Here is a 21,882-nt window from a genome sequence, read left to right on the forward strand (position 1 = left end):
CGGTAGGCCCGCATTTCCGAATCGCTGCATCCGCTTCCGCATCCGGGTCGTAGAGCCCTTTGGGCAAGCCATTGGCGACTTGCCGATGCCGGCGGCGAACGACGAGCGGTCGCCGGCACTTCCCCCGCTGCCCGCCGATACACAGGAACATCCAGATGAAGCACACGATTCTCACCGGCGCCTGCGCGGCACTGCTGATCACGGGCACGGCCCTCGCATCGAGCCATCGCGAGGCCCCCAACATCACCAAGCTCCCCAAGGTCGACAACACCGACGTCTATCTGTTCCGCAGTTACGAGAGCGGCCGCAGCGGTTACGTCACCATCCTCGCGAACTTCCAGCCGGGCGAAGACGCATACGCCGGCCCGAACTACTACCTGATGGACCCGAACGCCCGTTACGAAATCCACATCGACAACGACGGCGATGCCAAGCCCGACCTCACCTTCCGGTTCCAGTTCTCGAACATCTACCGCAATGCGGCCCTGGACATCGGCGGCACCAGCGTGGCGGTGCCCCTGAGCAACATCGGTGCGTTCTCTTCCAGCGGCGACCCGACGCTCAACGTCGTCGAGGCCTACTCGGTCACCACGCTGCGCGAAGGCGCCCAGCCCAAACTGGCGACGAACGCGGCGACCAACAAAAGCCTGTTCATCAAGCCCTTCGACAACATCGGCACCAAGTCGATCCCCAAGTACGCCACGTATGCGGAGAAATACATCTCTCGCATCAACGTCGAGGGCTGCGCGGGCACCGGCCGCGTGTTCGTCGGGCAACGGCGCGAAGGATTCGCCGTCAACCTGGGCGAGATCTTCGACCTCATCCACACCAATCCGGTCGGCCCCACCAACGGCGAGAGCAACTCGCTCGCGAAGAAGAACATCACCACGATCGCGCTGGAAATGCCGATCGGCTGCCTGACCGCCGGCAGCCCGATCATCGGCGCATGGAGCACGGCGACGCTGCCGGACAAGACCGGCGCGCAAGTGCAGGTCTCGCGCCTGTCGTCGCCGCTGGTCAACGAAGTCATCATCGGCCTGCCCGACAAGGACAAGTTCAACGCCTCCCAGCCGGTGGACGACGCGCAATTCGCGAAGTACGTGACCAACCCGACGCTGCCCGCATTGATCCAGGTGCTGTATCCGAGCGTGACCGCGCCCACCGTGTTCCCCCGCACCGACCTCGTGGCCGCATTCCTCACCGGCGTCCCCGGCCTCAACCAGCCCGCGAACGTGCATCCAGCGGAGATCATGCGGCTCAACACGTCGATCGCGCCCAAGGTCGCGAGCCGGCAGAAATCGCTCGGCGTGCTCGCCGGCGACACCGCGGGCTTCCCCAACGGGCGACGCCCGGGCGACGACGTGGTGGACATCGAACTGCGCGTGGCGATGGGCGTGTTGTTGAACGACCAGCAGGCGCCGTCGCGCAACCTGCCGTTCACCGATGGCGCCGACGTGCGCGCCACGGAGTTCCGCAACACGTTCCCTTATCTCAATACGCCGCTCCCGGGCGCGACCGACTGAGTCCGTTATCGAACCTTCCGAATGCCCCGGTGGCCCATTCGCCACCGGGGAACGCTTAAGTTCGAGCGCATGAACACCCTCCTCCGCAAACACATCGCATTGGGCATCGTGTCGTGGCTGTCGGCCACGCCATGCCTTGCGCAATCCATCGATCCGACGCCCGTGGAACTGGACACCGTCACGGTGATCGGCCGCGAGGACAACCTGGTCGGCACCGCGACCTCCGCTTCGGAAGGATCGCTCTCGCGCGCGGAACTCGAACGCCGACCGCGCCTGCGCCCGGGCGATCTCGCCGAATACGTCCCCGGCGTGGCGGCCACGCAGCATTCGGGCTCGGGTAAGGCGAACCAGTATTTCCTGCGCGGCTTCAATCTCGACCACGGCACCGACTTCGCGCAGAGCGTCGACGGCATGCCCGTGAACATGCGCTCGCACGGCCACGGGCAAGGCTATTCCGACCTCAACTTCCTCATTCCCGAACTCGTCGACGGCCTGACCTATCGCAAGGGCCCGTACGCCGCGGATGTCGGCGATTTCTCCGCGGCGGGCTCGGTGGAATACCGGCTGGTCGAAACCCTGCCCGAAGATTTCGTGCAACTCGAATACGGCAGCGACCAGTACGCGCGCATCGTCGGCGCCGCGAGCCACGACATCGGCGCCGGCGCGCTGACCTGGGGCGTCGAAGCGCAGGGTTACGACGGCCCCTGGCACGACATCGACGAAGACGTCCACAAGCGCAACGCGTTCCTGCGTTACAGCGCGCCTGCGGGGAGCGGCCGGTTTTCGCTGACCGCGATGGGCTACGACAACCGCTGGAACTCGCCGGACCAGATTCCGCAACGCGCCGTCACGGAAGGACTGATCGATCGATTGGGTTCCATCGATACGACGCTCGGCGGTGATTCGTCGCGTTACTCGCTCTCCGGCAGTTGGAGCGGCGATGCACTCGGCGGCACCTTCGACGCGAACGCCTACGCGATCCGCTACCGGCTCTCTCTCTGGTCCAACTTCACCTATTCCCTCGACGATCCAGTGCGCGGCGATCAATTCCGCCAGTTCGACGAGCGCACCATCACCGGCTTCGACCTGCGCCAAACCTGGCAAGCCGACGGGTGGCGCGTGCGCGCAGGCCTGGACGGACGCCGCGACGACATCGGCAGCGTCGGGCTCGAACACACGCAGGCGCGCGCCTTCGTTTCGCCGATCCGCGACGACCGTGTGGACGAACGCAGCCTCGATGCCTGGATGGATGCGCAGTATTCGCTGACGCAGGCGCTGCGCGTGCAACTCGGCGGTCGCTACGATCGTTACACGTTCGACGTCGATGCGCTGCAGCCGGAGAACAGCGGACGCACCGAAGCCGGGATCGCCTCCTTCAAGGGTGGGCTGGCATGGCGCATCGCCGCACCGGCCGAGTTGTATCTCGACTGGGGCCAGGGATTCCACTCCAACGACGCGCGCGGCACGACGATCCGCGTGGATCCGGTGACCGGCGATCCTGTCGATCCGGTGACACCGCTCGTGCGTTCGCGCGGTAGCGAACTCGGCCTGCGCGTTGCGAGCGAGGGCCGATGGCAGACGACGTTGGCGCTCTGGCGGCTCGACCTGGCCAGCGAGCTGCTCTTCGTCGGCGATGCGGGCAACACCGAGCCGAGCCGGCCGAGCGAGCGCCGCGGCGTGGAAGCCAACGCGTACTGGTTCGCCGACCCGCGCGCGCGTCTGGAACTGGAAGTGGCATACACGCAGGCGCGCTTTGCCGACGAGGACCCGGCCGGTGATCGCATTCCCGGCGCGGTGCCCTGGATCGTATCGGCGGCGTGGTCGTCGGATTGGGCGCGTGGCTGGCATTCGTCGGCGCGCATCCGCTACGTCGGTGGCGCGCCGCTGATCGAGGACGATCGCGTTCGCAGCACGAGCGCGACGATGCTCAACCTCGCCATCGGCAAGCGCTGGCAGCGCTGGAACCTCGAACTCGACGTGCTCAACGCGCTGAATTCGGACGACCACGACATCGACTACTTCTACGCCTCGCGTTTGCCTGGCGAGCCCGACGAAGGCGTCGAAGACATCCACTTCCATGCGTTCGAGCCGCGGTCGTTGCGGCTGCGCGCGACCTACGCGTTCTGAGGGTTCCCATGCGCCTGCGAATCGCCCTGCTCTTCCTCCTCTCGCTCGCCTCGGCGATGGCGCAGGCGCAACAGCCGCCGTATGTCGTTCCGACTTCGCAGGAAATGGTGCTTGAACGCCTTCCGCGCGGATATGCGGCGCTGGAACCCGTCCCCGGCCCGCGCGCGCAGCCGCTCGCGCAGGCCAACGCCCTCCTCGCCGCCGCCGCGCGGACGGGCGATGCCCGCCTGGCCGCGCGCGCCGAGGCGATCCTCGTCGGCATACCGAAGCAAACCGTCCAGGTGCGCGAGGCGCGCGCGTTCGCCGCGCAGCATCGCCATGCGTTCGACGATGCGCGGCGTCTGCTGTCCGCGGTGTTGGTCGAACATCCGCGCGACAGCGGCGCGCGCCTGTCGCGTGCGCAGATCCTGCTCGTGCAGGGGCATTTGACCGAAGCGCGCTCCGATTGCACGACCCTGGTGCTGGGCATCGACAGCGAAGCCGGCTTGCTGTGCGTCGCGGCGCTGGTCGGACGGGAAGGCCGGTATGACGCAGCGAACGCATCGCTCGACCAATGGCTTGCGCAAACCGCGCGCGATCCGCAGGCCTTGCGCAGCGTGCTCGTCTCCCGCGCCGAGTTCGCCGCACGGATGGGCGATCCGAGAGCCGACATTGTCTTCGCGCGCGCATTGGCCATCGATCCGCAGGACGTGCGCACGCTGGCGGCGTATGCGCGAACCCTGCGGGCGCGCGGTCGCAACGCGGAAGCCCTGAAGCTGCTCGCAAACGCGCCCGACAGCGACGGCCTCGCCCTGCAAAAGACCCTCGCCGCGCACGCAATCGGCAATCCAGACGCGCCACGCTTCGCCGCTTCGATGCGACGCCGCTACGCACTCGCGCACGCGGTGGGCACGCAGCCGGAGTTGCGCGACGAAGCCGATTTCCGCCTGATCATCGACAACAACCCCGCCGCCGCACTCGAACTTGCGCAGAAGAACTTCCGGCAACAACGCGATTACGAAGACGTCGACGTCCTGCTGCGCACCGCCCGCGCCGCCAATCGCGCCGACATCGTGGCGGACACGATGGCCTGGCTGCAGCAATCCGGCATCGACGGCCGACGCGTGGCGTCGCGATGAGCCGGCTCCTGCTCCTGCTGTTCCTGCTCGCGAGCCCGGTCGCCCTGGCGCACACCTTGTCGGTCTCGCACGTCGACCTGGTGGAAGCACGCGACAACACGCTCGAGATGGAAGTCGACCTCTCCCTGCGCGACATCGCGCTGACGCTCCCGCTGGATCGCGACCGCAACGAACAGGTGACCTGGGCCGAGTTGCAGGAGATCGAGGCGCCGCTGCGCGCGATGGTCGATACAGGGATCACCATCACGCGCGGCGGCACTCGATGTGCGCTGGAACCCGCGGGCCTTGGCGTCCGCGCCTACGACGAAGGCACGCACGCCGCGCTGCGTTATCACGTGCGCTGCCCGAATGCCGGTCGCGTGCAGGTGCACTATGCCCTCCTGTTCGATCGCGACCCGCAGCATCGCGCGCTGGTCACCTTGCATTCGGGGACGCAATTCGCCACCGGCATCGCGCGAGCCGACGCGCGCGAGGTTTCGCTCGAGGCCGGCATCGAAACGACCTTCCTGCAATTCGTGCGCGAAGGCACGCACCACATCCTCATCGGCTACGACCACCTCGCCTTCCTGATCTCGCTGCTGCTGACCGCCGCACTGGTCCGCACCGGCAGCGCATGGGCGCCCGCACCCAGCCCTCGGGCCTGCATCACGCGCGCGATCGGGATCGCCACGGCCTTCACGCTCGCACATTCGGTGACCCTGTCGTTGGCGGCGCTGGGTTGGATCGTGCCCGCCTCGCGCCTCGTGGAGTCGGCGATCGCCGCCAGTGTCGTGCTCGCGGCGCTCAACAACGTCTGGCCCGTGGTGGAGCGGCGCGCATGGCTGATCGGATTCGGGTTCGGCTTCGTTCACGGGTTCGGTTTCGCGGGCGCGCTTGCCGAACTGGGGCTGTCGAAACACGTGCGCCTGGTGTCGCTGCTCGGCTTCAACCTCGGGGTCGAGCTCGGGCAGATCGTGATAGTGGCGATCGCGCTCTCGCTCCTGCTCGCGATCCGCTATCGCGACTGGTACGCACGCCGCGCCATGCCGGCGGCCTCGCTGGCCATCGCCGGCTGCGCGAGCGTGTGGCTGATGCAGCGGTTGACGGCGTGAAGTGCACAGCGCCGCGCCCTTGCCGCGCCGACGTGGGTGTATGGCCCGTCATCGGGTATCGACGTGCCGCCATGGCATAAGGACCCGCATGAACGCTCCGGGTTTCGCCGACGCCGACCGCCTGCTGCCCCGCGTGGCCGCCGGCGACCGCATCGCGTTCGAAGCGCTGTACCACCAGACCGCGCCGACCCTGATGGGCATCTGCCTGCGCGTGCTGCCCGATCGCGCGGAAGCCGAAGACGTGTTGCAGGATGTCTTCGTCCTCGTATGGGGCAAGGCCGCGCAATTCGACCCCGCGCGTTCGCATGCGATCGGCTGGTTGTGCAGCATCGCGCGCAATCGCGCGATCGACCGCCTGCGTACCCTCCCCGCGACCGCAACGCGCGCTTCGATCGAATGGGCCGAAGCGATCCCCGATCCCGGACCTTCCCCCGCAACCTCCGCGCAACGCGCCGCCGATCACGGGCGCCTGGATGATTGCATCGAGGAACTCGACCCGCGTCGCCAGGCCTTGATTCGCACGGCGTTCTACGAGGGCGCGACCTACGGGGAACTCGCCGAACGTTCCGGGTCGCCGTTGGGTTCGATCAAGAGTTGGATCCGGCGCGCGCTCGCGCAACTCAAGGCGTGCCTGGAACGATGAACACCACGGCCGACCGCATCGACGAAACGCCGCCCGACGATGGCGTGCTCGCCGGCGAATACGTGCTCGGCGTGTTGGATCGCGCGCAACGCGAGCGCGTGCAATCGCGCATCGCACGCGAACCGGCGTTCACCGCGTTGGTCGAAGCGTGGGAAGCGCACTTCTCGCCCTGGACCGAGCGCGTGGACGCAGTCGCGCCCGGCGCGCAAGTATGGCCACGCATTCGCACGCAATTGGGCTGGAGCGCGGTCGAACCGGCGCGCACCGGTTTGTGGAACAGCGTCGCCTTCTGGCGCGTCGCGACGACGCTCGCGGCCGCCGCCGGCGTCGCGGCGATCGCGCTGCTGTTGCAACGCGCCCCCGCGCCCACGCCGCCGACGGTCGTCGTGCGCCCGCCGGCGGTCGAAGCGCCGGCCCTGCCCGTCACCGTACTCGCGCGCGACGACGGCAGCACGGGATGGATCGCGCGGATCGATCCGGCAAACGGCAAGGTGTTGATGGTGCCGGTGCCCACGCCCGCCGACGCGAAGGGCCGTGTCAATGAACTGTGGGTCATCCCCGAAGGCCGCGCGCCGATTTCGCTGGGCAAGATTTCCAACGCGCAGGCGCTCAACATCGACGTGCCCGCGACGCTGCGGCGCGAACTCGCGGTCGGCGCAACCCTCGCGGTCTCGCTCGAACCGCCGACCGGCATCCCGCACGCCGCACCGACCGGCCCGATCGTCGCGAAGGGCGGCATCACGCAGCTATAGCGGCGGCGTCTCCAGCACCATGTACACATCCGCCCGCGCGTAATGCGACCCCGGCCGCGGCGCGGGCCGATGGCGAAACCCCACGCTTTCGTACAGGGCCAGCGCGGGGGCGAGCTTGCTGCTCGATTCCAGGAACAGCGCGTGCCCGTGCATGTCGCGATACGTCGCGAGCGCGGCTTCCATCAACAGCCGGCCGATGCCCTGCCCCTGGAACGCGGGATCCACCGCCATCTTGGTCAGCTCGTACACGCCCTCGCCTTCGTGCTTGAGCGCGACGGTGCCGATGGCGTTGTCCTCCTCATCCAGCGCGAACAGCACGCGCCCGCCCCGGGCGAGGATGTGCGTGTCCGGGTCGGAGAGCACGGCGCGGTCCACGTCTTCGACGACGAAGAAGCGTTCCAGCCAGTCGATGTTGAGGCGCGCGAAATCGGCGCGCCAGCGGGGGTCGTAATCGGCGATGCGGGTCATCCCGCCAATGTTAGCGCCCGCGTCAACGCTTCTGGTACGGGTGGAAAATGAAATCCTGCTTGGCCACCTTCAGGTGGCACGCATGCCCGCAGTCGGATTTGCTGGACGCATCGGCGGAGAAGGTGTCGGCCTTGGCGTCGTAGTTGAACAACGCATAGCCCCAACCCCCGCTCTTCGGGAAGCGCTTGGCGTCCTTCTCGATCACGAAGGCCTGGGTGAAGACATCGGGCACGTCGACCACGAAGGGCGCGGTGGTGCTCTTCTTCGGCTTCCATTGCAGCTTGGCGATCTTCGAGCCGTCGGGGAAGGGCTTGCCGTTGCCCGGGATGCCGGATTTGTAGGCCTTGATCATCGTCGGGTTGGCGACGATCACCTTCAGCACTTCATCGGTGCGCGCCGACGACACCACCGACCAGTCTTCGTAGCCGCGGAAGTCGGCGAAGGCGATGCCGCTCGGTGATTTGAGGGCGTACTTGTCGCCCTTGGCCTGCGCGTACAGGCCCGTGCCGCAGAGAACGGCGGCCACGGCCGCTGCGATGACAAACGTGTATCGGCTGTCGCGTTTCATGGTGGATCCTCCTTGGAGGGGGATCACAGCAGAGCGCGTGTGCGGATTCGATTGGACCTTGGTATTGCCCGCTCAACTCGACAGCAGCGCCTGCAGCCGCGCCGCATCGTCGACCGCGTGCGAATGCGCGGTGTTGTCGAACAGGCACCAGGCCGGTCGACGCTGGCGGGCGAGCGCACGCAACTGATCGGCAAACCCCGACAGGCGCGCATCGTCGTAGGCGCTGTAATACATGCGCGGCGCGCCGTGCAATCGGAAGTAGGACCACGCCCCCGCGCCGCCGGGCACGCCCGCGCCTTCCGGCACCGGCGGATCGGCCGCGACCCGTGCGATGTCATGGCGCGCCCACAACGCGTCCACGCGCGGTTCGAACCAGCTGGCATGCCGCGGCTCGCAGGCGATCGGCGCATCGAACACGGCGCGCATCTGCCGGAAGAACGTGCCCGCCACCCGCGCGTCGAACGCCAATGACGGCGGCAATTGCACGAGCACGCCGCCGAGCTTGGTCCCCAGGCCAGCAACCTCTTCCGCGAAACGCCGGATCGCGGGACCGGCGCCCACCAGCCGCGCTTCATGCGTGATGGCCTTGGGCAGCTTCACCGAGAACCGGAAGGCGCGCGGCACTGCATCTGCCCAGCGCGCGAAGGTGTCGGGACGGTGCGAGCGATAGAAGGTCGAATTCACCTCGACGACGGAGAAGCGCGTCGCATACCGCGCGAGGACGGAATCGCCGGGCCCGAACAGCGCCGCGTGCCGCGAAGCGATGGCCCACCCCGCGCAACCGATGCGGATGCTGTTCTTCGCGCCGCTCACTCCCGCGGCAAGTGCAAGCGGAACGTCGTCGTCCCGTCCGTCGATTCGCCGCGGATGCTGCCGCCGTGCGCCTGCGCGATCTGGCTGACGATGAACAAGCCCAGGCCCAGGCTCACGCGCTCCGAAGGGCCTGCCGAAACACCACCGCGCCGCAACGGATCGAACATCAACTCCAGGGCCTCGCGCGAAATGGCGGCGCCGGCATTGCGCACGATGAGATCGGGACCGTCGCCCATGTCGCGCAGTTCGACATGGATCTCGCCGCCCTGCGTCCCGTATTTCGCCGCATTCACCACGAGGTTGGCCAGTGCTTCGCGGATCAGGCCGGCGTCGAACGCACCACGCATCGAACCATGCACCGAGAAATGGATCCGCGCGTCCGGCATCGCCGCCTGGAGCATCTCGACCTCCTCGCGACAGGCATCGACGAGATCGACGTCTTCGCGCTCGAGCTCGAAGCCCACGCCCATCTCCGCACGGTTGTAGACCAGCAGGTTGTCGAGCAGCTTGCTCATCCGCTGTCCGCTGCGAAGCAGGCGCTGCGCCGCGTCGGCGACCGGCGCGTCGACGGCCATGCGCGCGATCAGCTCGGAGGTCATCAGGATGGCGCTGAGCGGGCTGCGCAGGTCGTGGCCCAGCACGCCGAGGAAGATGTGGCGCCAACGCCCGACCTCGGCCGCGAAGTGGGTGACCGATTCGGCGATGGCTTCGTCGATGGCCTCGTTGAAGCGGGTTATCTCATCGGGCGTGCCGGCCGACGCGCCCGGCGAGTCGGCCCACATGCGCAACACCGACGCGCGGAGGGCGCGGTATTCGGCCACCAATTGCGAGATGTTGTATCCGCTGTGGGCACGGAACAGCGCGTGCGTGCCCGCGGCCGCGCGTGGCCTGCCCGGCGGCGCGTGCGATCGGCCCTCGGACTTCTCGATCTCCTGCGCGCGCGATTGCGGCGTGCGCAGGTCGGCGACGATCGCCGCGACGATGTCCGGCAGGTGATCGGTCAGCGCCTCGTCGTCCAGCGGCACGCCGACCTCCATCGAGCGTGCGAACGTCACGGCGTGGGACACGATCGCATCGGCGTGCAACTCGATGAAGTCCGCCAACTTGTTGGCCATGTGGCGCACCCGGTCCGGATCAGCTGGCGGACATCCTACGAAGCCCCTGCCTGACCGGCCTTCACGCGTCGCGCGGCAGCACCGTCAGCACGCGGGCCACGAACAGGTGGAACTCCCGCAGGTAATTGCGCAGGAACTCCTCGGTGGAGGCATCGGTCACCTCCCCCTGCTCCGTGATGAGGCCGGGCTTGAACTGGAGATAGGCCTCCACCGTATTCATCAGCGGCGAGTTGCAGAAACACAGCACGCTGCGCAGGTGTTGCTGCGCGACGGCGGTGCCGATCGCGCCCGGCGAGCACCCGATGATCCCGGTCGCCTTCCGCGCGAATGAATTCTCGCCCCAGGGGCGGCTGGCCCAGTCGATGGCGTTCTTCAACGCGCCGGGGATGGAGCGGTTGTATTCCGGCGTGACGAACAGGATGCCGTCCATGCCTTCGATCGCCTTCTTGAAGGCGCGCGCCACCGGCGGATAGTCGGCGTCGAAGTCGTAGCAGTACAGCGGCAACTCGCGGATGGGGATCTCCTCGAGCGAGAGATTCGCCGCGGGCGCCATCTTCGCCAATGCCTGCGCGAGCAGGCGATTGATCGAACCCTTCGCCAGGCTTCCGACGAGGAAGCCGATCTTGTACGTCGTCATGATGCACCTCCGAAAGCAACTGCAGACATCACTCGAGGAACCGCACGCGGCCGCTCGTCATTTCGTAGATCGCGCCCACCGCCTGCCGATCCACCTTCCCCAGGCGCGCCTGCCATTCCGGCGATTCGATGACGCGGCGGAGCGTCCAGCGCACGTTGGCTTCCACGCTGGCGTCCATCATCTGATCGTGCGGAAGCGATGCATCGATCTGTTCCAACGCCGGCGTGATGTTGGTGAGCAACAACGCGATCCGGCTGCTGTGCGTGGCGTCGTGGAATTTCTCGTCGATCGCCGCCTCCACCGCGCCGCAGCCTTCGTGCCCGAGGACGACGAGCAAGGGGGTCGCCAAATGCTCGCCGGCGTATTGCAAGGAGCCGGCGATCGCCGGATCGATGACATTGCCCGCGACGCGAATCACGAACAACTCGCCGAAGGACGCATCGAACACCAGCTCCGGCGGCACGCGACTGTCGCTGCACCCCAGGATCGTCGCGAAGGGATGCTGGCCCTTGGCGAGATCGGCGAGGATGTCCTTCTGCACGGTCGGGAAGCGTGCGTGCCCAGCGAGGAATCGCTCGTTGCCGCGCTTGAGCCGTTCCAGCGCCTCGGCGGAGCTGGGCAGCTTTTCTTCCGAATCGATGGGCTTCCTCACAGGCCTGCTCCCCAACGGTATTGCCACGCCACGCCGAGCGCATCGAAGTTGTTGCCGGTGCGCGCGGATACACCGCTGCTCGCGGAAAACTTGATCGAATTGCGGCGGTTGACCGGAATGGCGAGGGTCGCGCCGATGCGCCAGTTCTGCTGCAGGTCGTTGCTCAAGCGGTCGTCGATGGTCGAACGGCCGCCGGCGAACCACGTGCCGTCGACCGACAACCACTTGCCCGAGGCGAACCCGTAGATCACGTGCGCCTGCAGGGAATACAGCGGATCCTGCGCGCGCGTGCGGCCACCGTAGAAATCGGTGTTGTCGGTGAAGAAGGTCACGGCCGCCTGCCCTTCCAGCGTCCACGGCCCGAAGGCCTTGGAAATCCCGACCTCCGGTTTGAACGACCAACGGTTGGTGCCGATGTTGACGAGCTTGTCCGCGTCGTACTGGCCCCGGGGCGGAGAGACCTGCAGGCTCGCGCCGACGATCAGGTCCTGCTTCCACCCGCGGAATTCCTGCGCCGACAAGGCGGGCGCACCGATGAGGTTGATCGACAGGCGGAAGGCCGGCCGCGCGAAGCCGTCGACCCTGCGTTCGACGGGCGCGCCTTGATACAGCGCATTCCCGTTGAGCCAGGTGTAAGGCGCGATCACGTCGAACTTGCCGGACCTCCCGCCGATGTCGAGCACGCGCGCGTAGGCGAGGAGGAGACTCGAGGTATTCAACTGCGGGTCGGTGACCGGGATCGACGGATCGGTCGACAGGCCGCCGCGTGTCGCGACGGCGCCGGCGATGACGAAGTTCACGCCGATCGGGGCGTTGGAATAGGCGCGCGGTTCGATGTCCTGGGCGCGGGCCGTGAAGGCGAGCCCCGCGAGCAGCCAGCCCGCGGCGACCTGGAAGACCTTGCGGCGCTTGGGCTCCGCGAGCAGCGACATCGGCTCTCCGGCGTGGGCCGGGAGACACCGGCACACTCCATCCAACGGGGGAGGTCGGTGGGACCGGTCTGGGGCGCGTTAGATTTCGAGAAAACCGGGGCGAAGCCACCCATCGATCTCGATGATGCCTGCTGCCTGCAAGCGCGCGGGATGCTCGCGTCGCAGCCGGAATAGCGCGCCGTAGGCGAGTGCTCCGTTCACGAAAGCCAGGGAGCCGAGGGTCGCGAAGAAGGCTTGGTGGTCTGCGACGAGTCGATCGAAATTCATTAGTGGATCGGGCCAGATTTACACTGAGACCAAAAAACTATCGACCATGCTATCCGATAGCACGAACGGGCTAAAAAGCGTTCTGATGCAGGCTTTCTTCTCCTTCTCCGTCCACGTCTGCCACATTCGATTCTTTCGCGCTCGCCCCAAAGCAGCCGCCCACTCGTCGCGTGAGCTGTCGGTCATCAAGAGCCATTTATTCCACTCGTCGCGGGCGGAATCACCCGAAATCGCTACCTCAGCATCGATGAGCGACGCCATCAGTCGTTCGAACAGCCTCGCAACCGTTGGACTTTCTGAAACCTCATCGTCGTCTGCCTCCGTGCAAAACTTTGCTTCGCGAAAAACACGCTGCATAGTGCGCAACTCTTGAACATCGTGCACTAGAAAAGGTTTAGAAGTCATTTTCCTACCTTCAGGTCTGTCAATGACGAGAACAGCGATCCATGAAGCAGCTGACGGTCGTATAGAGCATTTTGACCGCGCTCAATCTTGAAGCTTCCAACTCCGACGAAACCGGATGCCCATCAAGCACCCCGCCCTTCGTGCGTTGCATCAGCTTGTAGGCAGTCGGCGCCCACGACTCCATGGGCCGCGCCCTGGCCCGTTCGAGGGTCCAGACCTCTGGCAACTCCTTGACCAATCGCGTGTTGAATCCGTGGAGCTCAATGAAATAAGCGATCGCAAACCCGAACATGAGAGGCAGGGAGAGGATTTGCAGTAGCGAAAGGACCGTGGTCACCACATGCCGGTCCCCGCATAAAGCCCCGGGAACACGATGACCCCCACGATCACCGCTGCATAGACCCAAAAAAAGATCGGCGACTCGCTTCGACGGACCGCGAGTCGCGGATCGTGGCTAAAGGGAATCACGCCAGCCTTCGCCGAACGGAAGAATCCGAAGCAAATCCAGAGTGCAATCAGGCCTGCCAGGATCCTGCCCATCATCCACCTGCGCTCGACGTAGCTTGTTCGAGCGCTTCATTGAGCGAGTATTGAATAATCGCGATCTCGCCGTCTGTGAACTGGATATTCAATCCCATCGCGACTCCTTCTTTCCCTGATGGCTGACGCAGCGCAGAAAATCATCCTTTGAAAAGTACTTCCCCGAAATGTCGAATGGCCCGAATTCGACTTGCGATTGCTTGTCGGTCCTGACGCTCGACTCCGAAGCGGTGATGGTGCTCAGCGCGCAACCAATGGATCTGTCCTGAGGGTAGCGAACCCGGACGTACGTCTTTTTCGAGTACCAATCCTCGACGCCTGGCATGAGGAACGTGGAGTTGCTCTCGGGAGGCACGAAGTAACTACCTTGGGGGCAGCCGGGAGACGAGAGCTCTTCGCCCAGGACAAACAGGAGCGGCGAACCAATCTTCAATTGTTGGAACGCGCAAACGGTGACGCTCGCACGCGACGGACCGTAGTCCACTACGTAGAGGAAGACAGCGCTGTCACCACGACCAATCTGCTTCGCCTCGACAACCTGACCAAAGCCGGCAAGTTTGGCGTGTTGGTACGCGGAGACAATTGACCATGGGGCGGGCTCGGCTGCCGCTACGAACAAGGTCGATGCTGCGCTCGCAAGCACCGCGGCCGCCAGGAGGAACCGCACCATTTTTCGCCCACGTTTCGCGGTTTTCACAGAACGAGCCATCGATAAAAAGTGAGCGCCCGCGTCATTACGTCCAATCTCCGATCACGAACGGCATGCCAATAAATGACCTTCGCCGCTTGGCGCTTGCCGATGAATCCGGCGCGTTCCGACTGGAACGCTGCGACCATCAGGAGACTACGCGCATGTCGCTTGATTGCGCCTCGCCTGAACCACCTGTAGGCGGAATCATGATCGACTTCTACACCAAGGCCTTTGTAAAACATGACGCCAAGCATGTACGAAGAGCGGCCAGTGGAATCCCTGCCCTCGCTGGCATCCAGCCAGCGCTTGGCTCTTCCAACGTCTTTAGGTATTCCATCCCCGCCATGGAAATAGATGCACGCAACAGCTTTCGCCGCTTCCACGCTGCCGTACTCGGCGAGTGATTCAAGCTCGTTCACGCACGAAGAATATCGCTTCGCGTTGAAGAGATTGAGCAGCGTTATCGCCGTGAGATCAGGCATGGGGGACGGGCTTCGATTGAATCATCGTTGACGTTGCTGTGAGAGAAAACGCAGAGTCTTCCTGTCAAACGTGTATGCGACCGAAGGCCCCGTCGGTAGCTGAAGCTTTGGCGAATCAAAGACCGAAGACCTCAGCTCGTCGGCTGAGTAGGGCCTTACCAGGACGACAAAGCTGTCTCCCTCTTCCGAAATCAGGCAATAGTAGAGGCTTGAATGGTCAGCCAAAGCTTCATACCGCGCTGAGGCGGCAGCCAAGACCTTCACCTGTTCCGTCGACAACTCGGTTTCGCCAGCCGATGGCGCTTGACCCTGCGCTGAGAGGCAAGAAGCGCATAGGAGACCAAGAAAAAGGATCGCTGGTGGAAATCTCATCTTCAGTTGTCAATCCAAAATTCTGTTCAGGGGCTCCATCTGTCGCGCCCGCCTGGGATCGTCACTTCAATGCTGACCTCGCCCCCCCGATTGCAACCATGAAAGGACTTGTGATTGTTGTGACCAAGTGAGCAAGCATCGCTCGCAAGTAATGGCCCTGCTTTCGATGCATTCGCGCAAAGTAACGCATGCCCCAAGGCAAACCTGCGCCGTAGGCACGCAAATACCAACGGCCAGCGGAGGAAAAATTCATCTCAACTTCTTCATGGGTCACGCCCAGCAACATCATCGCCTTGACATTTTTGTCCAGGGCAACGGCGCGCAAGCAAAGGTCAACTATTTCATCCTTGTTCGCCGCTCCGTCAGTCTCAAGCAAGACCCTTGCGAACCCCACTAGTCCATCACTTCCAAACAACTGCGCATGTTCGATTAGCGGCCGATAGTCCGCGAGGGCGGCTTTCAAATCCTTCGTTCCAAAATAGCCGTCCTCATAGCCACGCGCTCTCAGGTAGCGAGCCGCCAGTACATGCGGCGAAGTGGATGCTGTGCCAATGATTCCGTCGAGGAGGACCTTGGCGGCGGAGAAGTCCCCTCGCGCGTATGCAACTTTCGCCAATTCAAGTTGATCAAGGTTATCGATCATCTTTGTCAACCTTGACTAGTTGTCGGCCGAACTTCCGGCTTTGGTCGAGGCATGGGTGGCGGCTCCTGAGGCTTGGGTGTTTGGGTGGGAGGAGGTGTTGGAGTGGGTTCGGTGGGGGGACGCGGGGGCGCTGGCTCGACTGGAGACTCCTTTCTCAGCCGCTCTATCATACGAATCAGGGCTTCCCTGATCCTCGCAACGTCCTCTGCCCACTGATGCTCCTGGCGCGGATTGACAGGGTCGATTGATTTCCCGCGACAGTCTCCGAGCGAAAGAGCAGCACACAGCACATTTTTTGTAACGTTGCTCCTCACCGCCGATCCTATTGATCCTACCGCACCTGTCTCAGCTGCTAAGCCACCAGTAGCGCCTATCACCGCTGGAGCAGCAACAATCGTCATGACCTTGCGCCCCTCATTTCTCCACGCCGCGTCGAACTCTTGCGGAGTCATGCACTCGCCTGTGCTCGTGTAGCAGCGCCCGTCAGGATCGGTGAACTTGAATGGGTTGTTATTTGCGTACTTGTAGCGGTGGAAGAAGGAGATGGGATTGCTTTCTGCAGATATTGGGTCGACGCTATAGAAAACTCCAAGCTGCGGGTCGTAATACCGCTGCTGCATATACGTCAGCCCGGTCACCGAGTCCTCCGCATGACCGGTGAACCCAGGCCCATCATGCATCGGCCGATTCAACAGCTTCCCGTACGGCTCCCGCTCGCTCCTCTCAACCACCCCGCGCGCGGCATCCGTCACCGCCGCCGGCGACCCCAACGCATCCGTGTGCTGATACTTGATCGTCGTCGTCGACCCAGCGACCTCCCGAATCGCCACCAAACTCCCACCCAGATACACGTACTGCTCGCTCTTCCCCCGCCGCGCATCCTGCATGTAGCGCAGCGTCCCATCCTGACCATACACATACGTCAGGCTGCCCAGCGTCGGGCTCCAGCTCAGCGTGCGGCGGCCATAGCCGTCGTAGCGGTAATACTCCAGCCCGGTGACGTTGCGCAGGCGGTTGTCCTGCGTGAACACATACCGCTGTGCGTTCTTCTGGTACAGGTTGCCTTGCGGGTCGTAGGTCAATGCGTACGCAGCAGGGCCTGTGTTACACGCCGTCGTTGCGCCGATGCGCAGGAACTCCAACTGCCACGACGTGTTGTAGCAGTACCGATAGGTTTGGTTCGAGTCGGGTCGCGTCACCGACTGGATGTTGTCGAGCACGTCGTACGTGTAGCTGATCGTGCCGCCGAACCAGCCCGCCGAGGTCGTCGACTTCAGACGATCCAGGTCGTCGTAGGTCATGTCGCGACTGCCGCGATTCCCTGCAACGCCATCGGTGATGGCCACGACGTTGCCATTGGCGTCGTAGTCGTAGTAGTCGTCGAGGATCGCGATGCCGCCGTTGTAATCGCGGCTGCGATCGGGCAACAAGCGTTCGTTCTGCGTCATGACGTGGAGCACGCCATTGCCGTAGGTGAACTGCGCGATGGCGCCGTTGGGGTGATAGCTCACGCCCGTGGCGTACGTGCCTGCCTTCGTGGCTTGGCCGAGGGCATTTTGGGCCGCGTAGGAAAGAACCGACGCCACATTCCAACGACGAACAAGGCCGACAACGGCGACGACTCGGGATGCGTCTTGCGGATCGTGCGTCGGCGTCTGATTCCGTTGAAGTCAGACGCAGGCGCACGATCGTCTTCGGAGACTCAAATCTCCGTGCAAAAGACCAAGCGTCAAACGCAAGTCCTCTGCGTCGGGAGGGGACGAATACAAGACCTCGCAAGAGGAAATCAGTCCGCCGGATCTTTTGCCCGGATTTGAGCCTCCCGACATCCTTGCGTCGCCGTGGCGCAGGGTCACCCCGTTCGGAGGAAGCAGTCATGTCACATGCCACCGGCGCGCCCGAGCGCGCGCCCACCGTCTACGCGCTGCCGGAAGCCGCGCATTTTGAACTCGTACACTTGCGCGACCATCTGGGCATGATGTCGAAGCTCTCGGCACTGAAGTCGAACGCCAGCACCGTCGAAGCCCGCCTTCGCGACGACGCCCTCGCCTGGTGGTTCGCGCGGCTGGAGAAAGACCTCGCTGGCATCGTCGCGGCGAGCACGTTCTCGATGCAGCTGGCGAAGGCTTATGACGCGTCGCGTGTTGCGCGGAAGACGCGTGCTACAGGCCGACGCAAACGGAAGTCAAACAAATGATTCAGTACGCGGCCGGCCTGAACAATGTCTTTCTTCATAACGGCTATCGGCTGGGCAAACGGCGCCCGCATCCGCGACTTCAAGAACGACAACCGTAGACGCCATCGCTTGCATTTGGATCATCGGCCGACGATCCGAGGTATCCGGGCCAAAGAACAACTGAATCGCGTCGGCATAACCTTGGTGGTTCGTCATCCGCCAATACGAGAACAACGGACTGCCAAGGGCCTGCTTCCAAACAAGGCTCCGGAAATCAGATGCACCAAGCTCAGACACGCCCGAAGGCGTGACGCGAAGTTCGTCATCGTCTCCGACATCAATCGACAGGCATGAGCGCTCGAAATGCAGATCGATGCGGACAATTGCGTTTGCCATGTCACTGTCCCGGCACTCGACGACCGAGATCAGGCGCTCGCGCGCTTCGAGAATATCTCGGAATCACGCATCACTGAGCCACCCTACTGCGGCGCAACGCCCACAACCTGCGCGTTGCGCGAATGGCAACGAGCAACAAGACGAATGGCGCAATGAGATGCACGATGCTGGGCGTCTCGGAAACAATGAGTTTCCCGGCGAGCAGGAAAATCGAATAGACAAACAATCCGATCCATCCGAGCGCGGCGGCATAGTGCTTCGTCATCGACATCTTTGGCTGGGTGTTCATGTCATCCACCGGTCTATCGCGTTTGCTGCAACGCAGACTCAATCGCGCTGATTGCAGAATCGATCTCGGTATCGCCGGCGACAGGCGAATAGATGCCCACGCCCGCGACTCGCTGTACAGGTTCCTCGTGCCAGGCCTTTCGCGCCGCACGAAGCGCCGGGAGCGCACTCGCTGCGCGCGCCCCGAACTCGCGGAGTGCAATCGCCGCGCTGACCTTCACCTCATTGTTCGGATGGCGAAGCAGCGAGGCCACGGCTTGCACCGTTTCATCCCTCAGGTGCGCGCGCTCTGCGGGTCCGAGGGATGAGGCGATGTCGAGCAGCCTTTCTGCCTCGTGCACCCGTACGCCCTGGTCCTGTTCCACGGAGATCTTTTGCACCAGGACCAGCAGTTCGCTGTCCGGGGCTGGCCCGGCGCTCTCCGCTGTTACGCCGCCGGCCGTCGCCATGAAAAGCGCAGCGATCAACACGATCGTCATCGTCGACTCCCCGTCCTTCGAAGCAGCCTACACGAACACTCCGCGCCAGCCCCGCGGAGCCCCGCGAACTACGCCACCAACCCCAACATCCGCGCCCGCTCCAACGCATGGCTCCGCGACCCAGCCGAAAGCTTCGCGTACACATTCTTCAGATGCCACTTCACCGTCTCGCCGCTGACGTCGAGCACGCGCGCAATGGCCTTGTTCGGTAGGCCGCGGCCAAGGAGGTTGAGGACTTCCGACTCCTTGGAGGTGAGCATCGGCGACTGCAGGTCGCCGGCGGCGATGACGGGCGCCCGTTCCGGCACGAGTGCGCGTGCGATCAGTTTCTCGGCCTGCGGGTGCGAATCGGTGGACAGGCGTGCGTGGCCGGTGATCGTGGTCAGTGCCTGCGCTTCGTGCAGCAGGGCGTCGGCGCCGGCGTCGCGCAGTTGGGTGGCGACGATGCCGCGCAGCATCTTGATGCGCAGGACGTCGTAGCCGCGATGGATGCTTGCGGCCAGTCCGTCGGCTTCGGCGAGGTGCAGTTTCGCGGCGCCGAGGTCGTCGGCGCCGATGGCGGCATGCGCGCGGGCGATCGCGGCGGCGAGGCGGTATTCGCCGCGGAGCGGTTTGAGGTCGTCGACGTCGAACGCCGACGCGAGGCCTTCGAGCGTGGCGAGCAGGCGCGCGACGGTCTCGCGGCGCGCGTGCGCGGCATGCAGGCGGATCTGTTCGGAGAGTGCGACGGCGCGCAGGCGCGGCAGCTTGCGTCGCACGGCCAGGGCGTCGAGTTGTTCCAGCGCGGCCATCGCGTTGCGTTCGTCGCCTTGTTCGAGTGCGGCGAAGGCGAGCGTGCGATAGGCGAACAAGACGTTGTCGGGAAAGCCGTTGCGCTCGATGACGTCCAGGCGGTTGGCGAGCATGGCCTGCGCCTGCGCCGCATCGCCGCGCTGGTAGACGGCGGTGGCGACCACCGAAGCGAGCAGGCACGCGATGACGCTGCGCCGGCCTTCGCGTTCGGCGTGCAGCAGGGCCGGGAGCAACGCGGCTTCGGCGCGCACGGGCTGGCCGTCCCACAGGTGCGACATCGCGCCGAGCATCTGCCCGAGCGCGGCGGCCAGGCGCAGGGTGCCGGCGTTGCCGTAGGGCTGTTGCTGTGCGATGCAGTCGCGCGTTTGCGCGGTCTGGCCCTGGTGGAGCGTGTAGACGGCGCGCGTGTTCAGGGCCGCCAGTGCATACAGCGGGCCGCTGCCCTCCTCGTCTTCGCCGGGCCAGCGTTCCAGGAAGCTGGGCAGCAGGCCCAGGCGATCGGCGAATACGGCCGAACCGGCGCCGATGCGCAATGCGGTCGCACGTGCGCGTGGTGTCATGCCGGGTGCGTCGAGGACTTCGCGCGCCATCGCCAAGGCATCCGCGTTGCGATCGCCGAAGGCCAGCACCGATGCGCCGACCAGGCGCAGTTCCAGGTTGTTGGCGATCATCTCCGGCGGCAGGCGATCCAGCCATTCGCGCGCTTCGGCGAGTTTGCCGACGGTGCTCAGGGCCCACAGCGAACGCGCGGCGTAGTCTTCGGCAAGGGCATCATCGCCGGCGGCGAGCGCATGCGTCGCCGCTTCATGGAAGCGTTCGCGCTTTGCGTACCAGCGCGAGGCGCGTGCATGCAGGGCCTTGCGTTCGCGGGCCGGCAAGGCTTCCAGCCGGCTCGACAGGAAGTCGCGGGCCAGGGGATGCAGGCGCACCCATTGCGTGTGTTCGCCGGTCACCATGAGCGGGGTTTCCCGCACGAGGTGTTCCAGCATCGCCTGGGGTTCCGCGCAACCGGTGACGGCCTCGAACAGGTCGGCGTCGAAGTGTTCGAGGATCGAGGCGCGCACCAGCGCTTCGCTGACCTCGGGCGACAGGCCGGCGAGCAAGGCGGTGTCGAAGTAGGCCTGCAGCGGCCCATGGCGCGCGGACAGCGTGCGCACCGCGAGGCCCGGATCGTCGGCGCGTTCGATTTCGCCGATCGCCAGTTGCAGGCCGATGGGCCAGCCTTCGGTGGCTTCGTGCAGTTGCGCGCATTCGTCGAGCGTCAGGCGTTCGCCCAGGCGCGTGAGGACGATCGCGTTGGATTCCTCGAAGCGCAGGCGCAGGTCTTCGGTGCCGAGTTTGCCCAGCTGGCCCTTGGCCGCGAGTTCGGACAGTTGCAAGGGCAACTCGACGCGCGAGCCGATCGCAACGTGCAGGTTCGACGGCGCGTTGAGCAACAGGTATTGCAGCGCGCTGCGCACGCTGTCGGCGGGGAGGCGTTCGGCGTCGTCGATCACCAGGCCGATCGACTTGCGGCAAGCCGCGACCGCGGCGAGTAACCTGGTCAGCCCCGACACTGCGTCGTCGTCGCCCGCATCGTCGGTGTCGACGTCCAGCACGCCGCCCACGCGCAGTGCGTGCCCCAGCGCGATCACGAAACGCGCCGGGTGGTCGTTTTCGCCGGAGGTCATCCAGGCCACGTGCGTGCCTGCGTCCATCCACCAGCGGCGCCATTGCAGGAGCAGCGTCGATTTGCCGTAGCCGGCGGGCGCCGTGATCGCCAGGACGGCGTCGGCGTGGTGTTTCTGCCAGGCCGCGTGCAGGCGTTCACGCTCGAGCGCGGCGCGGGGCATGCGGGGGGGTGTGGCCTTGAGGACGAATTCGGACACGTTCATTACGTCCAAGACGACGCGGACGCTCGTCGGAAGCGGTC

Annotated in this window: 26 protein-coding genes; 7 read left to right on the forward strand and 19 right to left on the reverse strand. The window is 64.9% G+C overall.

Annotated features, from left to right (window positions below):
• Nucleotides 1-155 precede the first annotated feature (155 nt).
• The 6 genes from AB4059_RS03950 to AB4059_RS03975 all read left to right on the forward strand — a co-directional run bounded on the left by AB4059_RS03950 (nt 156) and on the right by AB4059_RS03975 (nt 7,254).
• The gene (locus AB4059_RS03950) at nt 156-1,523 is read left to right on the forward strand and encodes a DUF4331 domain-containing protein (RefSeq protein WP_498976781.1); all 1,368 of its coding nucleotides are present in this window, start codon (nt 156-158) and stop codon (nt 1,521-1,523) included.
• Nucleotides 1,524-1,592: 69 nt separating this feature from the next.
• Nucleotides 1,593-3,650 (forward strand): TonB-dependent receptor, encoded by a 2,058-nt coding sequence (locus AB4059_RS03955; RefSeq protein WP_498976783.1) that lies wholly within the window; start codon nt 1,593-1,595, stop codon nt 3,648-3,650.
• A gap of 8 nt (nt 3,651-3,658) precedes the next feature.
• Entirely contained in the window at nt 3,659-4,768 is a 1,110-nt protein-coding gene (locus AB4059_RS03960; RefSeq protein WP_498976785.1) for a tetratricopeptide repeat protein, read from the forward strand.
• Complete coding sequence (locus tag AB4059_RS03965; protein ID WP_498976787.1) at nt 4,765-5,859, forward strand: HupE/UreJ family protein; 1,095 nt, start codon at nt 4,765-4,767, stop codon at nt 5,857-5,859. Before AB4059_RS03960 ends, AB4059_RS03965 begins: the two co-directional genes overlap by 4 nt.
• 88 nt (nt 5,860-5,947) lie before the next feature.
• Nucleotides 5,948-6,502 (forward strand): sigma-70 family RNA polymerase sigma factor, encoded by a 555-nt coding sequence (locus tag AB4059_RS03970; protein WP_498976789.1) that lies wholly within the window; start codon nt 5,948-5,950, stop codon nt 6,500-6,502.
• Complete coding sequence (locus AB4059_RS03975) at nt 6,499-7,254, forward strand: anti-sigma factor (RefSeq protein ID WP_498976791.1); 756 nt, start codon at nt 6,499-6,501, stop codon at nt 7,252-7,254. Before AB4059_RS03970 ends, AB4059_RS03975 begins: the two co-directional genes overlap by 4 nt.
• Here the strand turns inward: AB4059_RS03975 and AB4059_RS03980 are convergent.
• The 15 genes from AB4059_RS03980 to AB4059_RS04050 all read right to left on the reverse strand — a co-directional run bounded on the left by AB4059_RS03980 (nt 7,249) and on the right by AB4059_RS04050 (nt 17,350).
• Entirely contained in the window at nt 7,249-7,722 is a 474-nt protein-coding gene (locus AB4059_RS03980; RefSeq protein ID WP_498976793.1) for a GNAT family N-acetyltransferase, read from the reverse strand. The two genes, AB4059_RS03975 and AB4059_RS03980, sit on opposite strands and share 6 nt — an antisense overlap.
• A gap of 22 nt (nt 7,723-7,744) precedes the next feature.
• Nucleotides 7,745-8,290, reverse strand: a complete 546-nt coding sequence (locus tag AB4059_RS03985; protein WP_498976795.1) for a cytochrome P460 family protein — start codon at nt 8,288-8,290, stop codon at nt 7,745-7,747.
• 72 nt (nt 8,291-8,362) lie between these two features.
• Nucleotides 8,363-9,103 carry a DUF72 domain-containing protein gene (locus AB4059_RS03990; protein ID WP_498976797.1) on the reverse strand — a complete coding sequence of 247 codons (741 nt, stop codon included), beginning with the start codon at nt 9,101-9,103 and terminating at the stop codon, nt 8,363-8,365.
• On the reverse strand, nt 9,100-10,218 hold the full coding sequence (locus AB4059_RS03995) for a sensor histidine kinase (protein ID WP_498976799.1): 1,119 nt from the start codon (nt 10,216-10,218) through the stop codon (nt 9,100-9,102). The genes AB4059_RS03990 and AB4059_RS03995 overlap by 4 nt, the downstream gene beginning before the upstream one ends.
• 61 nt (nt 10,219-10,279) lie before the next feature.
• Nucleotides 10,280-10,855, reverse strand: a complete 576-nt coding sequence (locus AB4059_RS04000) for an NADPH-dependent FMN reductase (RefSeq protein WP_498976801.1) — start codon at nt 10,853-10,855, stop codon at nt 10,280-10,282.
• 28 nt (nt 10,856-10,883) lie between these two features.
• Nucleotides 10,884-11,507, reverse strand: a complete 624-nt coding sequence (locus AB4059_RS04005) for a carbonic anhydrase (protein ID WP_498976803.1) — start codon at nt 11,505-11,507, stop codon at nt 10,884-10,886.
• Complete coding sequence (locus tag AB4059_RS04010) at nt 11,504-12,439, reverse strand: transporter (protein WP_498976805.1); 936 nt, start codon at nt 12,437-12,439, stop codon at nt 11,504-11,506. The genes AB4059_RS04005 and AB4059_RS04010 overlap by 4 nt, the downstream gene beginning before the upstream one ends.
• Before the next feature lie 78 nt (nt 12,440-12,517).
• On the reverse strand, nt 12,518-12,706 hold the full coding sequence (locus tag AB4059_RS04015) for a hypothetical protein (protein WP_498976807.1): 189 nt from the start codon (nt 12,704-12,706) through the stop codon (nt 12,518-12,520).
• Between the two features lie 18 nt (nt 12,707-12,724).
• Nucleotides 12,725-13,111, reverse strand: a complete 387-nt coding sequence (locus AB4059_RS04020) for a hypothetical protein (protein ID WP_498976809.1) — start codon at nt 13,109-13,111, stop codon at nt 12,725-12,727.
• A gap of 19 nt (nt 13,112-13,130) precedes the next feature.
• Nucleotides 13,131-13,448, reverse strand: coding sequence for a hypothetical protein (locus tag AB4059_RS04025; protein ID WP_498976811.1), 318 nt, complete (start codon nt 13,446-13,448; stop codon nt 13,131-13,133).
• Nucleotides 13,445-13,654 carry a hypothetical protein gene (locus AB4059_RS04030; protein ID WP_498976813.1) on the reverse strand — a complete coding sequence of 70 codons (210 nt, stop codon included), beginning with the start codon at nt 13,652-13,654 and terminating at the stop codon, nt 13,445-13,447. Before AB4059_RS04030 ends, AB4059_RS04025 begins: the two co-directional genes overlap by 4 nt.
• Nucleotides 13,655-13,739: 85 nt before the next feature.
• Nucleotides 13,740-14,321 (reverse strand): hypothetical protein, encoded by a 582-nt coding sequence (locus AB4059_RS04035; RefSeq protein WP_498976815.1) that lies wholly within the window; start codon nt 14,319-14,321, stop codon nt 13,740-13,742.
• A 23-nt stretch (nt 14,322-14,344) separates the two neighbouring features.
• Entirely contained in the window at nt 14,345-14,824 is a 480-nt protein-coding gene (locus tag AB4059_RS04040) for a tetratricopeptide repeat protein (RefSeq protein WP_498976817.1), read from the reverse strand.
• A gap of 433 nt (nt 14,825-15,257) precedes the next feature.
• Nucleotides 15,258-15,839 (reverse strand): tetratricopeptide repeat protein, encoded by a 582-nt coding sequence (locus AB4059_RS04045; protein WP_498976819.1) that lies wholly within the window; start codon nt 15,837-15,839, stop codon nt 15,258-15,260.
• Nucleotides 15,840-15,844: 5 nt separating this feature from the next.
• Nucleotides 15,845-17,350: an RHS repeat domain-containing protein gene (locus tag AB4059_RS04050; RefSeq protein ID WP_498976821.1), complete on the reverse strand. Its 1,506-nt coding sequence runs from the start codon at nt 17,348-17,350 to the stop codon at nt 15,845-15,847.
• A 365-nt stretch (nt 17,351-17,715) separates the two neighbouring features.
• On the opposite strand from AB4059_RS04050, the gene AB4059_RS04055 reads away from it, so the two are divergent.
• Nucleotides 17,716-18,036 carry an XAC0095 family protein gene (locus tag AB4059_RS04055; protein WP_498976823.1) on the forward strand — a complete coding sequence of 107 codons (321 nt, stop codon included), beginning with the start codon at nt 17,716-17,718 and terminating at the stop codon, nt 18,034-18,036.
• Here AB4059_RS04055 and AB4059_RS04060 read toward each other — a convergent pair.
• From AB4059_RS04060 to AB4059_RS04075, 4 genes are all read right to left on the reverse strand, one after another.
• The gene (locus AB4059_RS04060) at nt 18,025-18,465 is read right to left on the reverse strand and encodes a DUF6334 family protein (protein ID WP_498977832.1); all 441 of its coding nucleotides are present in this window, start codon (nt 18,463-18,465) and stop codon (nt 18,025-18,027) included. The two genes, AB4059_RS04055 and AB4059_RS04060, sit on opposite strands and share 12 nt — an antisense overlap.
• Before the next feature lie 16 nt (nt 18,466-18,481).
• Entirely contained in the window at nt 18,482-18,700 is a 219-nt protein-coding gene (locus AB4059_RS04065; protein ID WP_498976825.1) for a hypothetical protein, read from the reverse strand.
• A 13-nt stretch (nt 18,701-18,713) separates the two neighbouring features.
• Nucleotides 18,714-19,178, reverse strand: coding sequence for a hypothetical protein (locus AB4059_RS04070; protein ID WP_498976827.1), 465 nt, complete (start codon nt 19,176-19,178; stop codon nt 18,714-18,716).
• A gap of 68 nt (nt 19,179-19,246) precedes the next feature.
• Nucleotides 19,247-21,838 (reverse strand): winged helix-turn-helix domain-containing protein, encoded by a 2,592-nt coding sequence (locus tag AB4059_RS04075; protein WP_498976829.1) that lies wholly within the window; start codon nt 21,836-21,838, stop codon nt 19,247-19,249.
• Nucleotides 21,839-21,882: the final 44 nt, after the last annotated feature.

This window comes from Lysobacter sp. 2RAF19 (assembly GCF_052115395.1).
Classification (GTDB): domain Bacteria; phylum Pseudomonadota; class Gammaproteobacteria; order Xanthomonadales; family Xanthomonadaceae; genus Noviluteimonas.

What these genes read in the sequence shown, in the direction of transcription:
- AB4059_RS03985 (WP_498976795.1), bottom strand. Translation starts at nt 8,290, where the DNA reads ATGAAACGCGACAGCCGATACACGTTTGTCATCGCAGCGGCCGTGGCC.
- AB4059_RS04070 (WP_498976827.1), bottom strand. Translation starts at nt 19,178, where the DNA reads ATGACGATCGTGTTGATCGCTGCGCTTTTCATGGCGACGGCCGGCGGC.
- AB4059_RS04040 (WP_498976817.1), bottom strand. Translation starts at nt 14,824, where the DNA reads ATGCCTGATCTCACGGCGATAACGCTGCTCAATCTCTTCAACGCGAAG.
- AB4059_RS03975 (WP_498976791.1), top strand. Translation starts at nt 6,499, where the DNA reads ATGAACACCACGGCCGACCGCATCGACGAAACGCCGCCCGACGATGGC.
- AB4059_RS03960 (WP_498976785.1), top strand. Translation starts at nt 3,659, where the DNA reads ATGCGCCTGCGAATCGCCCTGCTCTTCCTCCTCTCGCTCGCCTCGGCG.
- AB4059_RS03950 (WP_498976781.1), top strand. Translation starts at nt 156, where the DNA reads ATGAAGCACACGATTCTCACCGGCGCCTGCGCGGCACTGCTGATCACG.
- AB4059_RS04015 (WP_498976807.1), bottom strand. Translation starts at nt 12,706, where the DNA reads ATGAATTTCGATCGACTCGTCGCAGACCACCAAGCCTTCTTCGCGACC.
- AB4059_RS04010 (WP_498976805.1), bottom strand. Translation starts at nt 12,439, where the DNA reads ATGTCGCTGCTCGCGGAGCCCAAGCGCCGCAAGGTCTTCCAGGTCGCC.
- AB4059_RS03970 (WP_498976789.1), top strand. Translation starts at nt 5,948, where the DNA reads ATGAACGCTCCGGGTTTCGCCGACGCCGACCGCCTGCTGCCCCGCGTG.
- AB4059_RS04020 (WP_498976809.1), bottom strand. Translation starts at nt 13,111, where the DNA reads ATGACTTCTAAACCTTTTCTAGTGCACGATGTTCAAGAGTTGCGCACT.
- AB4059_RS04035 (WP_498976815.1), bottom strand. Translation starts at nt 14,321, where the DNA reads ATGGTGCGGTTCCTCCTGGCGGCCGCGGTGCTTGCGAGCGCAGCATCG.
- AB4059_RS03980 (WP_498976793.1), bottom strand. Translation starts at nt 7,722, where the DNA reads ATGACCCGCATCGCCGATTACGACCCCCGCTGGCGCGCCGATTTCGCG.
- AB4059_RS03955 (WP_498976783.1), top strand. Translation starts at nt 1,593, where the DNA reads ATGAACACCCTCCTCCGCAAACACATCGCATTGGGCATCGTGTCGTGG.
- AB4059_RS03995 (WP_498976799.1), bottom strand. Translation starts at nt 10,218, where the DNA reads ATGGCCAACAAGTTGGCGGACTTCATCGAGTTGCACGCCGATGCGATC.
- AB4059_RS04055 (WP_498976823.1), top strand. Translation starts at nt 17,716, where the DNA reads ATGTCACATGCCACCGGCGCGCCCGAGCGCGCGCCCACCGTCTACGCG.
- AB4059_RS03965 (WP_498976787.1), top strand. Translation starts at nt 4,765, where the DNA reads ATGAGCCGGCTCCTGCTCCTGCTGTTCCTGCTCGCGAGCCCGGTCGCC.
- AB4059_RS04045 (WP_498976819.1), bottom strand. Translation starts at nt 15,839, where the DNA reads ATGATCGATAACCTTGATCAACTTGAATTGGCGAAAGTTGCATACGCG.
- AB4059_RS04000 (WP_498976801.1), bottom strand. Translation starts at nt 10,855, where the DNA reads ATGACGACGTACAAGATCGGCTTCCTCGTCGGAAGCCTGGCGAAGGGT.
- AB4059_RS04030 (WP_498976813.1), bottom strand. Translation starts at nt 13,654, where the DNA reads ATGATGGGCAGGATCCTGGCAGGCCTGATTGCACTCTGGATTTGCTTC.
- AB4059_RS04065 (WP_498976825.1), bottom strand. Translation starts at nt 18,700, where the DNA reads ATGAACACCCAGCCAAAGATGTCGATGACGAAGCACTATGCCGCCGCG.